Here is a 14,296-nt window from a genome sequence, read left to right as displayed (position 1 = left end):
GATTTCGTTCAGAACCAGGGCCCGGACGAGGCCGGACCGCGAGAGGCCGGGCCGCGCCGCCACCTCAGATATGCCGATACAGGCCGTCACGGCGTGTCACTCCCATCGAGCCAGCCCTCCCGCTCCGAACGCCGGACCGCCCGGCGATCAGGCTCGAAATCCCGCCGCGGCATGTCAAGCGTTCGGCAGGTGCGTCGCCAGCGCCTCCAGCACGGCCATGCGCACCGCCACGCCCATCTCCACCTGTTCCCGGATCAGCGACTGCGCACCGTCCGCGACGTCGGAGGCGATCTCGACGCCCCGGTTCATCGGGCCCGGATGCATCACCAGCGCGTCGGGCTTGGCGAGGCCGAGCTTCTCGCCGTCGAGGCCGAAATAGCGGAAATACTCCTTCACCGAGGGCACGAAGGAGCCGTTCATGCGCTCGCGCTGCAGGCGCAGCATCATCACGATGTCGACGTCGCGCAAACCCGCCCGCATGTCGGTGAAGACCTCGACGCCCATGCGCGTGATGCCCGGCGGCAGCAGCGTCGAGGGGCCGATGACCCGCACCCGGGCGCCCATGGCCTGGAGCAGGATGATGTTCGAGCGCGCGACGCGGGAATGCAGGACGTCGCCGCAGATCGCCACCAGCAGGCCGGCGATCCGGCCCTTGTTGCGGCGGATGGTCAGCGCGTCGAGGAGGGCCTGGGTCGGGTGCTCGTGGGCGCCGTCGCCGGCGTTCACCACCGCGCAATCGACCTTGCGGGCGAGGAGATGCACCGCGCCGGCCTGATGGTGACGCACCACGATGATGTCCGGCCGCATGGCGTTCAGCGTCGCGGCGGTGTCGATCAGGGTCTCGCCCTTCTTCACCGAGGACGAGGCGACCGACATGTTCATCACGTCGGCCCCGAGCCGCTTGCCGGCGAGCTCGAAGGACGATTGCGTCCGGGTCGAGGGCTCGAAGAACAGGTTGATCTGGGTGCGGCCGCGCAACGTCGCGCGCTTCTTCTCCACCTGCCGGCTGATCTCGACGGCCTCGTCGGCACGGTCGAGCAGGGCGGCGATGTCGAGGGGCGTCAGGCCCTCGATGCCGAGCAGGTGACGGTGCGGGAAGCCCGGGCGGATCGGCTGGGTGCTCATGCTGAGCCCCGCCTATAGGAGGAGGGCGTCCGGCCTGCAAGCAGGGCAGCCCTCGTCATCCCGGCATTTGACAAGCGCGGTTGCTTCACCCACTTCTCCGGCCCGAGGCGGCTCCCCCCGAGCGCCGCGCGTTCGCCCCCGTCGAGACTCAAGACCGCAGCGGTCTGCTTGGGAAGAGGCAAGCCGTTCATGAAAGTCGTCGTCGTCGAGTCGCCGGCCAAGGCCAAGACGATCAACAAATATCTCGGCCGCGACTACGAGGTTCTGGCCTCCTTCGGGCACGTGCGCGACCTGCCCGCCAAGGACGGCTCGGTCGATCCCGAGCAGGACTTCAAGATGCTCTGGGAGCTGGAGGATCGCGGGGCCAAGCGCGTCTCGGAGATCGCCCGCGCGGTCAAGGGCGCCGACAAGCTGATCCTCGCCACCGACCCGGACCGCGAGGGCGAGGCGATCTCCTGGCACGTTCTGGAGGCGCTGCACGCCAAGCGCGTGCTCAAGGACATCCCGGTCGAGCGCGTCACCTTCAACGCCATCACCAAGGACGCCGTCCAGACGGCGATGGCCCAGCCGCGGCAGATCGACCAGGCGCTGGTCGACGCCTATCTGGCGCGGCGCGCCCTCGACTACCTCGTCGGCTTCAACCTCTCGCCGGTCCTGTGGCGCAAGCTCCCCGGCGCCCGCTCGGCGGGCCGGGTGCAGTCGGTGGCGCTTCGCCTCGTCTGCGACCGCGAGGCGGAGATCGAGGCCTTCAAGGCACGGGAATACTGGTCGCTCGTCGCCACCCTGGCTACCGCCAAGGGCGCGGTGTTCGATGCCCGGCTCGTCGGCGCGGACGGCAAACGCATCCAGCGCCTCGATATCGGGACCGCCGAGGAGGCGGAGGCGTTCCGGCGCGACCTCGAACTCGCGACCTTCACGGTGGCGAACGTCGAGGCGAAGCCCGCCAAGCGCCACCCGCAGCCGCCCTTCACCACCTCGACCCTGCAGCAGGAGGCCTCGCGCAAGCTCGGCCTCGCCCCGGCCCAGACCATGCGCATCGCGCAAAGGCTCTACGAGGGCATCGAGATCGGCGGCGAGACGGTCGGCCTCATCACCTACATGCGGACCGACGGCGTCGACATGGCGCCGGAGGCGATCCAGGACGCGCGCCGCGTCATCGGGGCCGAGTTCGGCGAGGACTACCTGCCGGGCGCGCCGCGCAGGTACAGCGTCAAGGCGAAGAATGCCCAGGAGGCGCACGAGGCGGTGCGCCCGACCGATCTCGGCCGGCTGCCGAAGGAGGTCGCCCGCTTCCTCGAACCCGAGCAGGCCAAGCTCTACGAGCTGATCTGGATCCGCACCATCGCCAGCCAGATGGAATCGGCGGAGCTGGAGCGCACCACCGTCGACATCGCCGCCCAGGTCGGCCCGCGCCGCCTCGACCTGCGGGCGACCGGGCAGGTGGTGAAGTTCGACGGCTTCCTCACCCTCTATCAGGAGGGCAAAGACGACGAGGAGGACGAGGAATCCCGCCGCCTGCCGCCGATGGCGACGGGCGACGACCTGAAGCGCGAGCGCATCGCCGCGAGTCAGCACTTCACCGAGCCGCCGCCGCGCTACTCCGAGGCGAGCCTCGTGAAGCGGATGGAGGAACTCGGCATCGGCCGTCCCTCCACCTACGCCGCCGTGCTCCAGGTCCTGCGCGATCGGGAATACGTCCGGCTGGAGAAGAAGCGCCTGATGCCGGAGGACAAGGGGCGCCTCGTCACCGGCTTCCTCGAGAGCTTCTTCCGGCGCTACGTCGAGTATGACTTCACCGCCGAGCTGGAGGAGCAGCTCGACCGGATCTCCAATGCCGAGATCGACTGGCGGCAGGTGCTGCGCGACTTCTGGCGGGAGTTCTCGGCCGCGATCGCCGGCACCAAGGAGCTGCGCACCGCCGAGGTGCTGGAGGCGCTCAACCAGCTGCTCGGCCCGCACATCTTCCCGCCGCGGGCGGATGGGGCGAACCCGCGCACCTGCCCGAACTGCGCGAGCGGCACCCTCTCGCTCAAGCTCGGCAAGTTCGGCGCCTTCGTCGGCTGCTCGAACTACCCGGAATGCAAGTACACGCGGCAGCTCTCGGCGGCGAGCATCGACGGCGAGGGAGAGGGCACCTCCGGCGAGGGCGGCCAGCCCGGCGTGCGCGTGCTCGGCGAGGATCCGGCGACGGGCCTGCCCGTGACCCTGCGCGACGGCCGCTTCGGCCCCTTCGTGCAGCTCGGCGAGGCCTCGGCGGAGAAGGGTGCCGAGAAGCCCAAGCGCTCCTCGCTGCCGCGCGGCCTCTCGCCGGGGGACGTGACGCTCGAGATCGCCCTGAAGCTCCTGGCGCTGCCGCGCGAAGTGGCCCGCCACCCCGAGACCGGCGAGCCGATCCTCGCCAATCTCGGCCGCTTCGGACCCTACGTGCAGCACGGCAAGACCTATGCCAATCTCGGCAAGGACGACGATCTCCTGGAGATCGGCGCAAACCGCGCCATCGACCTCATCGTCGCCAAGGAGCAGGGCGGCGGACGGCCGGCGGCGGATCCGGGCCGCGCGCTCGGGAACGATCCGGAGGGCCGGACGGTCACGGTGAAGGCCGGACGCTACGGCCCCTACGTGACGGACGGCGACGTGAACGCGACCCTGCCGAAGGGCACGGACCGGGATGCCATCACCCTCGACGAGGCGCTGAAGCTGATCGCGGCGCGGCGCGAAGCCGGAGGCGGCACGAAGAAGAAGCCGACGGCGCGGGGCCGCACCCGCAAGGCGGATGCGGCTGAGGACTCGGCCGAGAAGGCCCCGGCCAAGAAGACGGCCGCCAAGAAGACGACGGCGAAGGCCGGCGGCGCCAAGACCGGTGCCGCCAAGAGCAAGAAGGCGGCCGCCGCCGAATAGCGCCCGCTCAGAGCGTCCAGGCCAGCGTCGCCGCGACGGCGACGGCCACGGCGGCCCCGGTCGCCGTGGCGGCGAAGCGGTGGACGGATTGGTGGGCCAGCATGGTGGCCTCGTCGAGGTAGCCGAAGGCCTGGCCGGCCGCGCGCTCGGCGCGCGCGAGAGCGGCGTGACGCGCGTGACGAGTGGCGACGGTCATCGGCTGGGGTCTCCTCGGTGATCACGGCGACAGCTTAGCCGTAACGCGTTGAGGCTCTCTTTGTTCCGGCTCGGGCCGGAGGGGGGTGCGGAGTGAAGCAATCTTAACGTAACCTGTTTACGAACCGGTGACTCGCCGGCGCGCCCTGCGCGCCTCTGCCCCTGTTTGGACCCTTTCTGTTTCCGGTTTGTTCCGGTATAGGGAGAGGATGAGTGCCAATGCTGCCAGAGCCGTCCCTCCGTCGCGAGGTCGCCGCGTGAGCGACGTCGCGCGGGATCTCTTCGGTCCGGGCGCCAAGCCGGCGTCCGTCGACTCCGCCGCCGGGCCCGAAAGCGCCGGTGCCAAAGGTGCCGATGCCAAACGCCCGAAGCCCGTGGCCGTGCCGCAGCCGGAGCCCGCGCCGGAGGCGGGCTACGACGCGTCGGCGATCGAGGTGCTGGAGGGGCTGGAGCCGGTGCGGCGCCGGCCCGGCATGTATATCGGCGGCACCGACGAGAAGGCGCTCCACCACCTCTTCGCCGAGGTGATCGACAACTCGATGGACGAGGCGGTGGCGGGCCACGCGAGCTTCATCGAGGTGGAGCTGGAGGAGGGCGGCTTCCTCACCGTGACCGACAACGGCCGCGGCATCCCGGTGGACCCGCACCCGAAATTCCCGGGCAAGTCCGCCCTCGAAGTGATCATGACCACGCTGCACGCGGGCGGCAAGTTCGACTCGAAGGTCTACGAAACCTCGGGCGGCCTGCACGGCGTCGGCGTGTCGGTGGTGAACGCGCTCTCCGACCTCCTGGAGGTCGAGGTCGCGCGCAACCAGACCCTCTACCGCCAGACCTTCTCGCGGGGCCTGCCGCAGGGCGGCGTGGAGCAGGTCGGCCGGGTGCAGAACCGGCGCGGCACGCGGGTGCGCTTCCACCCCGACCCGCAGATCTTCGGTGCGCAGACCTTCGATCCGCGCCGCCTGTTCAAGATGGCGCGCTCGAAGGCCTACCTGTTCGGTGGCGTCGAGATCCGCTGGCGCTGCGCGCCCGCCCTGCTGGAGGGCGTGGACAACGTGCCGGCGGAAGCGGTTCACCGCTTCCCCGCCGGCCTGAAGGACTATCTGGCCCGCGAGATCGACGGCAAGGAACTCGTCACCGACGCGCTCTTCACCGGCAAGATCACCAAGCCGGGCAGCCACGGCTCCCTCGAATGGGCGGTGGCGTGGCTCTCGCAGGAGGACGGCTTCTCCTCCTCCTACTGCAACACCGTGCCGACGCCCGAGGGCGGCACCCACGAGAGCGGGTTGCGCATCGCCCTGCTGCGGGGCCTGCGCGACCATGCCGAGCGCGTGGGGCAGGTGAAGCGGATGCAGGCGGTGACCACCGACGACGTGATGGCGACCTGCGCCGCCATGCTGTCGGTGTTCATCCGCGAGCCGGAATTCCAAGGCCAGACCAAGGACAAGCTCGCGACCCTCGAAGCCTCGCGCATCGTCGAGGCGGCGGTGCGGGACGCCTTCGACCACTGGCTCGCCGCCTCGCCGACGCAGGCGAACCGCCTCCTCGATTGGGTGATCGACCGGGCCGAGGAGCGCCTGCGCCGCCGCCAGGAGAAGGAGGTTGCCCGCAAGACCGCGACCCGCAAGCTGCGCCTGCCGGGCAAGCTCGCCGATTGCTCGAAGGCCGGCGCCGCGGGCTCCGAGATCTTCATCGTCGAGGGCGATTCGGCCGGCGGCTCGGCCAAGCAGGCGCGCGACCGCGCCACGCAGGCGGTGTTGCCGCTGCGCGGCAAGATCCTGAACGTGGCCTCGGCGAGCCGCGACAAGCTCGGCGCCAACCAGCTCCTCTCGGACCTGACCCAGGCGCTCGGCTGCGGGACCGGCACGCATTACCGCGACGACGACCTCCGCTACGAGAAGGTCATCATCATGACCGATGCGGACGTGGACGGCGCCCACATCGCCTCGCTGCTCATCACCTTCTTCTACCGGCAGATGCCGCGGCTGATCGAGCGGGGGCATCTCTACCTCGCGGTGCCGCCCCTCTACCGGCTGACCCAGGGCTCGAAGAGCGCCTATGCGCGCGACGACCGCCACAAGGACCAGCTGATCAAGAGCGTGTTCAAGAACGGCAAGGTCGAGATCGGGCGCTTCAAGGGCCTCGGCGAGATGATGCCGGGCCAGCTCAAGGAGACCACGATGGATCCCGCGAAGCGCACGCTGCTGCGCGTCGCGGTGCTGGACGAGGCGCGCGAGATCACGGGCGACACGGTGGAGCGCCTGATGGGCAACAAGCCCGAGGCCCGCTTCGCCTTCATCTCGGAACGCGCCGCCTTCGCGGACGAGGCCGGGCTCGATATCTGATCCGTACGGCGCGGCAGGCGATGGAGCGCGTATCGCGCGCCTCGGAGCCAGTTTGATACGGTTTCCGGAAGATCACTTTCGGAAACCGTATCACGAGCCCGCGCGGCGCCTGAGCGAGGCCGGTTTCCGCATCGCGAAGCGATCATCCGGAAACCGTATGACGGGTTCTGCAGCCATCCCACTCTCCCCCTCACCCTGAGCTGCTCCGAAGGAGCCTCGAAGGAGGGCGAGGGTGGGACGAAGGGTTTTCTGAGAGCAATTGCCGAGAGCCGCCAAACAGGCTCTCCCGCCGAGGAGCCGGCGATCCTTGATCGCCGGCACCGGCCACTACGGACGGTTGCGCATCCCGCCGGCCGCGACGGCCCGGATCGCCGGCTCGCCCGGGCCCAGCACGAGCTGACAATTGCTGCTGATGCGGCTGTAGTTGCGCCGCAGGCAGACCTCGATGCGGTCCGGATCGGGAACTGCGCTCGAACAATGGGTCATGGCATCCGACATGCAGGCCATCCGCTCCCGCTGGGTTCCCTGGGCGGCGGCCGGCTCTGGGATCGCGAGCATCAGCGGCAGGCTGCTCAAACCCGCCAGGACCATTCCGTAAGTCGACGACTTCTGCATCCTGATCGCTCCGGCGCATCATCCCGATAGTGCAACTCAGCGCCTCAACGCGTCGCCCGTGTTTCGGTTGCCGGGAGATTGGCAGGATTGCCAAGAGCCGGCCGTGAAGAGCCGCGCAGCCCGATGCACGCTTCATTAAGCCGTCTCGGCGATTCTGAGTCCGGGCCGAGGAGAAGTCGTCGAACGGCGATTGGCGTCGGCGCGACCGGTCATCTGACGATCGAGTCACGGCCCGGGACATACTCAGCCCCAACGGAATGTCAGCGATGGAATTCGAGACCCGCGTGCGCGTGATCGAGACCGCGATCATGATGCTGGCCAAGTACCTGAACGACCGGGACCCCAACTTCCGCGGCTTCGTCAACGGTCGCCTGGATGCGCAGATCATGACGGTGGCGTCGAACGACGACCGCGCGGATGCGGAGAAGGATGCCGCCGTCGACTTCTTCAGCGAGGTTCGCCGCATCCTCAACCCGGGAAAGTGATCGCTCCGGCCCCGGATCGGGTGATCGCCGGCCCCGCGGGTCGGACCCGCCCGTTCCGGAACGGCACGGGCACGACGGGTGCGGCGTCGCGTTCAGATCGCGCCAGGGACACCGGAACCGCGAGTGCCGCCGGGTGCCCGCGCGAGGTTAACCATCGTTACGGACCGGTTCGATCCATCCGCCGATCTGGCGTGGTCTTCGCTCCCGAGACGGCTGCTCCGCAAATGGGACGGCGCGCGCAGGAGAGCATGAATGCAGGCGCTGATCACCGTCGATGAGCGCGATCCCGTCCCGGCGGCTCCCGCCGCACCCGGCCGGCCGGACGAGCGCCGTACCGGCGCGGGCGCGCCCAGGCTGCGCTCGCGCGCCATCGAGGAGGCGGACCTCGGCGCGGTGCTGCGGCTCCTCCGCAAGGGCTTCGCCGACCGCTCGGAGGCCTACTGGCGCACCGGCCTGGAGCGGCACCGGGCCCGGCCCCTGCCCGCGGGCGTCCCGCGCTACGGCTTCCTGCTGGAGCACGAGGGACAGGCAGTCGGTGTCCTGCTCACGCTCTATCAGCAGGTCGAGGGGCCGGCCGGTCCGCATCTGCGCTGCAATCTGTCGAGCTGGTACGTGGAGCCGGCGTTCCGCTCCCTCGGCGTCATGCTCGACGGCTACGCCATGCGGGACAAGACGACGACCTACGTGAACATGTCGCCCGCTCCCCACACCCTGGCGACGCACGCGGTGCGGGGCTTCCGGCGCATCTGCCGCGGACAGTTCCTCGTCGTTCCGGCCCTGAGCCGGCCGCGGGCCGGCCAGCAGGTGCGGGCCTGCGGACCCGACGCCCTCGCGCTGCTTCCGGACGCGCAGGCGCGCCTCGCGCGCGACCATCACTCCTACGGATGCCTCAGCCTGATCTGCTCCGATCGCGACGGGGCGGGGCTCGTCGTCCTCCAGTGGCGCAAGCTCAACCTCATTCCCGGGCGGCGGGAATGGCCGCAAGTGCCGAGCCTCCAGGTCGTCTACCGCTCGCCGGACCTCGACCTCTCGGCGTGGCTGGGAGCGATCGGGCGCCACCTGCTGCGCCACCATGCGGCCCCGTGGTTCGTGGTCGATGCCGATGGTCCGATGGCGGGTGCGGTCGGGCGCTACTTCCCGGACCGGGCCCCGAAGCTCTACCGGGGGCCGAACCCGCCCGCTCTCGCGGATCTGTCCTACACCGAGGCGGTCCTGTTCGGGCCGTGATGGCTGCGGCTTAGCCGCTGGAAGCCGCCGCGGCCTGATCCGGAATCAGCGCGAAATCGGTGGCGTGCGCGCCCTGACGGCCGGAGATGGAGCTAGCCCGGCCCGGCGAGTCACGTCACCGCATCGAACAGTCCCCCGGACCGCCGCTCCGGCTCGGCCGTCCTCATCGCGGCATCGGCGCGGGAACGTCCGGAGCACTCCCCATTGCCGGCCGGGTCGCGCGGGCGGCGAGCGGCGCTGCGGCGCGCATCACCACCAGCACGATCGCGTGATGGAACGTGTAGATCAGCACGTTGTCCGTCATCATGACGATCACCGTGTAGAGGTGGACGGAGGTCGCGAAGGCACCGCCGGCGAAGATCCGGCGCAGCACCAGATGCATGACGACGAAGCCGAAGACCCCGTAATCGACGAAGATCTTGAGCCAGTCGTTGTGGGGATTGCTGGCGTTGTCGATGGCCGCCTGCACGAAGCTGTCGGCCGAGCCGGGGCCGTGCCCGAACAGCAGCGCGAGCAGCGGGGCGGCGTCGAGCTGGCGCCAGATGGCCTGCGCGAACTCGAAGCGGCCGAGCGACACGCTGTTCGCCGAGACGTGCTCGCCCCCGATCAGCACCGCGGCGAACTCGAACAGGCGCGCGGAGAACAGCGACAGGATCGAGAGCACGATCACGGCCGTCGTCGCGACGGCGCGCCGCCGGTGCGCGAGGCCGACCAGGGCCAGCCCCCACTCGAAGGCCACCACGCCGATGACGGCCAGGATGGCGATCCGCTTGTAGGCGGCGAAGAACAGGAGCGTGGCCAGGATCCCCGGGCCGAGCCGGCGCGTGCGGATGCAGTAGAGGACGATCACGCCGAGCGGGAAGGCCATCACGGATTCGAGGATGCCGTCGGAATCGAGGATGTCGACGTTGAAGCTGATGCCGTCCTGGAACGCCTCGATGGCCATGCAGACGAAGCAGGTGATGCCCATCGCGAGAACCTCGCGCGGGGAAGCCGACCACGACACCCCGAACATCAGCAGGTAGGTGGCGATGATGAGCACGTCGCGCAGCGTGAACGCGTTCGTCGACCGGCTCACCGCGAGGGACGCGCCCACCGCGAGGAGGTAGAGCCCGACCGCCTGCAGGCCGGGGGCGCTGATCGGGACGACGAACCGGCGCGCGCAGACCTGCGCGACGAGGCAGGCGAGCGGCAGGACGTAGAGGATGTACTTGGTCTGGCTGCCGCCGCTCGCATCGGCGAAGCTGCCGAGCCGCCAGACCGCCAGGATCGCCGCGATCACCACGGCGGTCCAGAAGCCGACCCGGGGATCGTCCCGCAGCGCACGATACTGGATGGCACCCATGGCGGCTCCCGCGGTCTCGACCGGTCCTGGGCATCCTTCACCGAAGCGGCGACCGGCCCGGCGGCGACGTTGCTGCGAAAACGAGACGCTCGGCGGAGCGGCATGAGGCCGTTCCGCCGAGGGCCGGGGACGCGTGCCCCGGCGAGACGGATCTCAGGCGGCGCGGTGCCGGTAGACGTCCCGCGGCGGGACGGGCAGGCCGGGGCGGCGCAGCGCGTCGCGCAGCCACGCCGCGCAGACGCCGATGCCGCCGCCCGCGACGAGCGCCGCGAGCAGCAGGACGACCAGCGGCATGTTGGTGGAATCGCGCGGCGGCACCGCCCGCGAGATCACCCGCGAATTCGCGCTGTCGACGGCCTGCTGCTCGCTCACCTCCTTGGCGCGGCGCAGGAAGGATTCGTAGACGCTGCGGCTGCTCTCCACCGCGCGCTCCAGCTCGCGCAGGCGCACGAAGGCCCGGTTGGTCGAGAGGGCGTCATTCTTCAATCCGTCGAGGCTGCGCGACAGCGAGGCCTCGTTGGCCCGGGCGCGCTCGTAATCGATGCGGGCCGCATTCGCGATCCGGTCGAGTTCCTCGCGGATCTGGCCCCGGGCGGTGCGGGCCTGGGCTTCGAGCGTCACCACCTCCGGATGGCGCGCACCGAGCAGCGTCATGGCGTCGGATTGCCGGCGCTTGATGTCGAGGAGTTGGGAGCGCATCTGCGCGATGGTCTGCGACTGAACCGCCTCGGTGATGGAGGACGCATCGCCGCTGCGGCGCGCCTGCTCGATCTGCTCGGTGCGCACCTTGAGCTCCGCCGTCCGCGCCCGCGCCACCACGAGCTGGCCGTTGAGGTCGGAGAGCTGCTGCTCGCTGACGAGGCGGCCCGCGGCGCCCACGATGTTGCTCTCGGCCTTGAAGGCCTCGACGCGCTCCTCGGCGGTGCGCACCTCGTCGCGCAGCTCGGACAGGCGCGCCGAGAGGGAGACGCCGACGCGCCTAGCGAGGTCGCTGCGCGCCGAGAATTCGCCCTCGAGATACGCGGTGGCCAGCGCGTCGGCGAGGCGGGCGGCCATCTGGGGGCTCGACGCCTCGACGGCGATGTCGATGATGTAGCTGCGCTCGTTGCGCTTGACGCTCACGCGTTTCTGGAGGAGCCGCAGCACGCGCAGCGTCGGTTCCTCCGGCACCTCCGCGCCCCCGATCAGGCGCCTCACGGCGGCGCGCAGGGGCGCCAGGGGACCGCCCGTCCGGGCGAATTCCGGATCCGTGGTCAGGCGCTCGCGGGCGATCAGGTCGCGGAGCACGCGCTCGGAGGTGATCACCCGGACCTGGCTCTCGACGATGGTCATGCTGGCGTCGCTGGTCTGCGCGCTCGGCGTGAGTTCCTTGTCGACCACTTGCAGGCCGCGCGGATCGATCAGGAGCTGCGTGCTGGCCTGATAGCGCTCGGGGATGAGCGGGGCGACGGCGAGCACCAGCACGAGCGCGAGGACCGGCGGCAGCAGCAGCCACAGCTTCTGACGGCCGAGAATGCCGAGGAGCGCGCGCAGATCGAGGACCGGCCCGATGCTGACGAAGGCATCGGCGTCTCGGGTGCCGGCGTTCTGGAGCATCGATCGCGAAAGATGCGTGGTCACTGTGGTCTCCGCTGTGCCTTTGCGACACCGAGGGCCGGACCCGCTCGCCCAGGGCTCGGCCGCGCGGCGCGGCTCCGTCCCGTTTCGATACGATCGGCGCCCGGCCGGACGCTCTCGGCGGGAGGGTCGCAACCGCCGCGCCAGATGCGGCGCGGATCCCGGGACAGCACGGATGGCGCAGGCGCCGGGGAACCCCGACAACCCGCAGCGGGCTGTTGAACCGCCCCAGAGGTGGGATTGCACCTGGTGAACCACCCCTTCCCGGATCCCCGTCCGCTCCCGCTCCGATCGTCCGGGAAATCGATGGCATAGGGTAAGTATTTCTTCCGTCTATCTTTCTAAGATCAACCTTATTGGATGCGATGGACGGGGAAATGGTGTGGCTTTGCAATCCTGGCCCTGAAGCAATGTGCAGGATCCGGTCATCGGCCGCACGACGCGGGTCGCCTCGCCTGGGGCGGTTCGCGGTCGCGATCCTCGCATCCTGGATCCCCGTCGCGGCGCCGGCCGCCGCGGGCGAGGCGCCGGCCCGCATCCTCCGGGTCGCCCCGAGCGATGCCCCCCTCGCGCGCCCAACCCAGGATCGGTTCACCAGCCTCGGAGAGGCGCTCGCCCGCGCGGCGGAGCTGCGGCGGCGTGGGACGGGGGCGCCGATCGTCATCGCTCTCGAACCGGGGCTGCACCGGCTCGCGCAGGCGGTCCGGATCGGGCCCGAGCACGGCGGCACGCGGGAGGCCCCCCTCGTGATCCGCGGCGCGCCGGACGGAACCTCGCGTCTCGCGGGCAGCCTGCCCCTGCCACCCGCGCCGATGCCGGCCGACCTGAGCGCACGGCTTCCCGCGGCGGCGCGGGGGCAGGTCCGGGCCTACCGGCTGCCCGAGACCCTGCGGCGCGAGCCGCGCTTCCGGCAGACGAACCGCCTCGGCGAGCGTTCCGCGCAGGCGATGGAGGTGTTCGACCGCGGCGGGGCTCTGCATCCCGCCCGCTGGCCGAACGAGGGCGACGCCACGGTGGTGCCGGTCGCGGGCGCCGGGTCCCCCGCCTTCGCCTTCAAGGACCCGCCCGGCCGCTCCTGGGAGCACGAGCCAGACCTCTGGGCCGAGGGCTTCTGGCAATGGGACTGGCTGCGCGAGACCATCCCGGTCGAGCGGGTCGACGGGCGGGGCGGCCTCACCCTCGCCGAACCGCCCTACGAGGGGGTGAAGTCCGGTGGGCGGGCGGTCGTGCTCCATGCCCTGAGCGAGCTCGACGCGCCCGGCGAGTGGTGGCGCGACGGGCGGCGCGGCCTCCTGCTCGCGTGGCCGGCCGCCGGGGGGCCCGATCTCGAAGCGAGCGTCGCCGAGAGCCTGATCGTGGCCGAGGGCGCCCGGCACGTAGCGATCGAGAACCTGCGGCTCGAACGGGCGCGCGGCGACCTCGTCGTGGTGCGGGGCGGCGCCGACATCGTCATCCGTCACAGCGATCTCGGCTGGGCGGCCGGCCGCGCCGCCGTGTTCGAGGGCGTCGCCGGCGGCGGCCTCGACGGCTGCACGATCCACGACATCGGCGCGGCGGCGATCCGCCTCGTCGGCGGCGACCGCGCCGCCCTGGTGCCGGGCGGCCTGTTCGTCCGCGACAGCCGCCTCACCCGCTTCGCCCGGCTCGCCCCGACGCAGAACCCCGCCATCGACGTCGACGGCGTCGGGGCGCAGGTGGTGGGCAACTACATCCACGACGCGGTCGGCTACGCGGTCCATCTGCGCGGGAACGATCATCTCTTCGCCCGCAACGAGGTCGCCCGGCTCCTGTACGGCCTCAGCGATTCCGGGGCGATCTATGCCGGGCGCGACTGGACCGCCCGCGGCTCCGCCATCCGCGAGAACTACGTCCACGACGTCACGCCCGCCCCCGGCTTCGAGGTGAAGGGCGTCTATCTCGACGACATGGCGAGCGGGTTCAGCGTCAGCCGCAATCTGTTCGTCGGGGTGCAGAAGCCGGTCTTCGTCGGCGGCGGCAGCGACAACGCGATCACCGACAACGTCTTCGTGGCGTCGAGCCCGGCCGTGAGCCTCGATTCCCGCGGGGAGACCTGGATGGCGGCGGCGGTGTCGGATCCCCATTCGGAGGTACGCGCCGCCTACGCCGCCGTGCCGGTCGCCTCCGCGCGCTGGCGCGAGCGCTATCCCGGCCTTGCCGCCCTTCTGTCGGACGAGCCGACGGTGGCCCGCAACAACGAGATCACCGGCAACCTGATCATCAACGGCCGCGACCTGTTCTTCGAGCAGGAGGGTGATCCGCGCCGCCAGACCATCCTGTTCAACACGCTCCTCGACCTGCCGGGCCTCGCCGCGCCCGACGCCCTGGCGCGGGCGCTCGCGGACGGCAGGGTTGCGCGGCGCATGGATCCCGCCGGGATGCGCCGGGACACGCTGCTGGAGCGCCCGTTCCGGGCCCCCTGAGGCGGG

At 70.7% G+C, this 14,296-nt stretch carries 10 protein-coding genes; 5 read left to right on the top strand and 5 right to left on the bottom strand.

Annotation, left to right across the window (positions count from 1 at the left end; all coding sequences use genetic code 11):
• Positions 1-174 precede the first annotated feature (174 nt).
• On the bottom strand, positions 175-1,125 hold the full coding sequence (locus ACE101_RS20475) for an aspartate carbamoyltransferase catalytic subunit (RefSeq protein ID WP_379133385.1): 951 nt from the start codon (positions 1,123-1,125) through the stop codon (positions 175-177).
• A gap of 189 nt (positions 1,126-1,314) precedes the next feature.
• Here ACE101_RS20475 and topA point away from each other — a divergent pair, with 189 nt between their 5' ends.
• Positions 1,315-4,023: a type I DNA topoisomerase gene (gene topA / locus ACE101_RS20470; RefSeq protein ID WP_379133383.1), complete on the top strand. Its 2,709-nt coding sequence runs from the start codon at positions 1,315-1,317 to the stop codon at positions 4,021-4,023.
• Positions 4,024-4,030: 7 nt separating this feature from the next.
• Here topA and ACE101_RS20465 read toward each other — a convergent pair whose 3' ends face one another.
• Complete coding sequence (locus ACE101_RS20465) at positions 4,031-4,219, bottom strand: hypothetical protein (RefSeq protein WP_379133381.1); 189 nt, start codon at positions 4,217-4,219, stop codon at positions 4,031-4,033.
• 256 nt (positions 4,220-4,475) lie between these two features.
• Between ACE101_RS20465 and parE the strand changes: the two genes are divergently transcribed.
• The gene (gene parE, locus ACE101_RS20460; protein WP_379133378.1) at positions 4,476-6,560 is read left to right on the top strand and encodes a DNA topoisomerase IV subunit B; all 2,085 of its coding nucleotides are present in this window, start codon (positions 4,476-4,478) and stop codon (positions 6,558-6,560) included.
• A 327-nt stretch (positions 6,561-6,887) separates the two neighbouring features.
• Here parE and ACE101_RS20455 read toward each other — a convergent pair whose 3' ends face one another.
• Positions 6,888-7,175 (bottom strand): hypothetical protein, encoded by a 288-nt coding sequence (locus tag ACE101_RS20455; protein ID WP_379133375.1) that lies wholly within the window; start codon positions 7,173-7,175, stop codon positions 6,888-6,890.
• Between the two features lie 284 nt (positions 7,176-7,459).
• On the opposite strand from ACE101_RS20455, the gene ACE101_RS20450 reads away from it, so the two are divergent.
• Positions 7,460-7,660: a hypothetical protein gene (locus tag ACE101_RS20450; RefSeq protein WP_379133372.1), complete on the top strand. Its 201-nt coding sequence runs from the start codon at positions 7,460-7,462 to the stop codon at positions 7,658-7,660.
• A gap of 252 nt (positions 7,661-7,912) precedes the next feature.
• Positions 7,913-8,887 carry a hypothetical protein gene (locus ACE101_RS20445; protein WP_379133369.1) on the top strand — a complete coding sequence of 325 codons (975 nt, stop codon included), beginning with the start codon at positions 7,913-7,915 and terminating at the stop codon, positions 8,885-8,887.
• Positions 8,888-9,050: 163 nt separating this feature from the next.
• On the opposite strand, the gene ACE101_RS20440 is transcribed toward ACE101_RS20445, so the two are convergent.
• Both ACE101_RS20440 and ACE101_RS20435 read right to left on the bottom strand, forming a co-directional pair.
• Positions 9,051-10,232, bottom strand: a complete 1,182-nt coding sequence (locus ACE101_RS20440; protein ID WP_379133366.1) for an O-antigen ligase family protein — start codon at positions 10,230-10,232, stop codon at positions 9,051-9,053.
• 153 nt (positions 10,233-10,385) lie between these two features.
• Complete coding sequence (locus ACE101_RS20435; RefSeq protein WP_379133364.1) at positions 10,386-11,852, bottom strand: GumC family protein; 1,467 nt, start codon at positions 11,850-11,852, stop codon at positions 10,386-10,388.
• A gap of 407 nt (positions 11,853-12,259) precedes the next feature.
• On the opposite strand from ACE101_RS20435, the gene ACE101_RS20430 reads away from it, so the two are divergent.
• Positions 12,260-14,290: a right-handed parallel beta-helix repeat-containing protein gene (locus tag ACE101_RS20430; protein ID WP_379133362.1), complete on the top strand. Its 2,031-nt coding sequence runs from the start codon at positions 12,260-12,262 to the stop codon at positions 14,288-14,290.
• Positions 14,291-14,296: the final 6 nt, after the last annotated feature.

It is taken from the genome of Methylobacterium carpenticola (assembly GCF_042748905.1).
Taxonomy (GTDB): Bacteria; Pseudomonadota; Alphaproteobacteria; order Rhizobiales; family Beijerinckiaceae; genus Methylobacterium; species Methylobacterium carpenticola.
The sequence above is the reverse complement of the archived record's forward strand: the minus strand, read 5'-3'. Positions and strand labels throughout refer to the sequence as shown.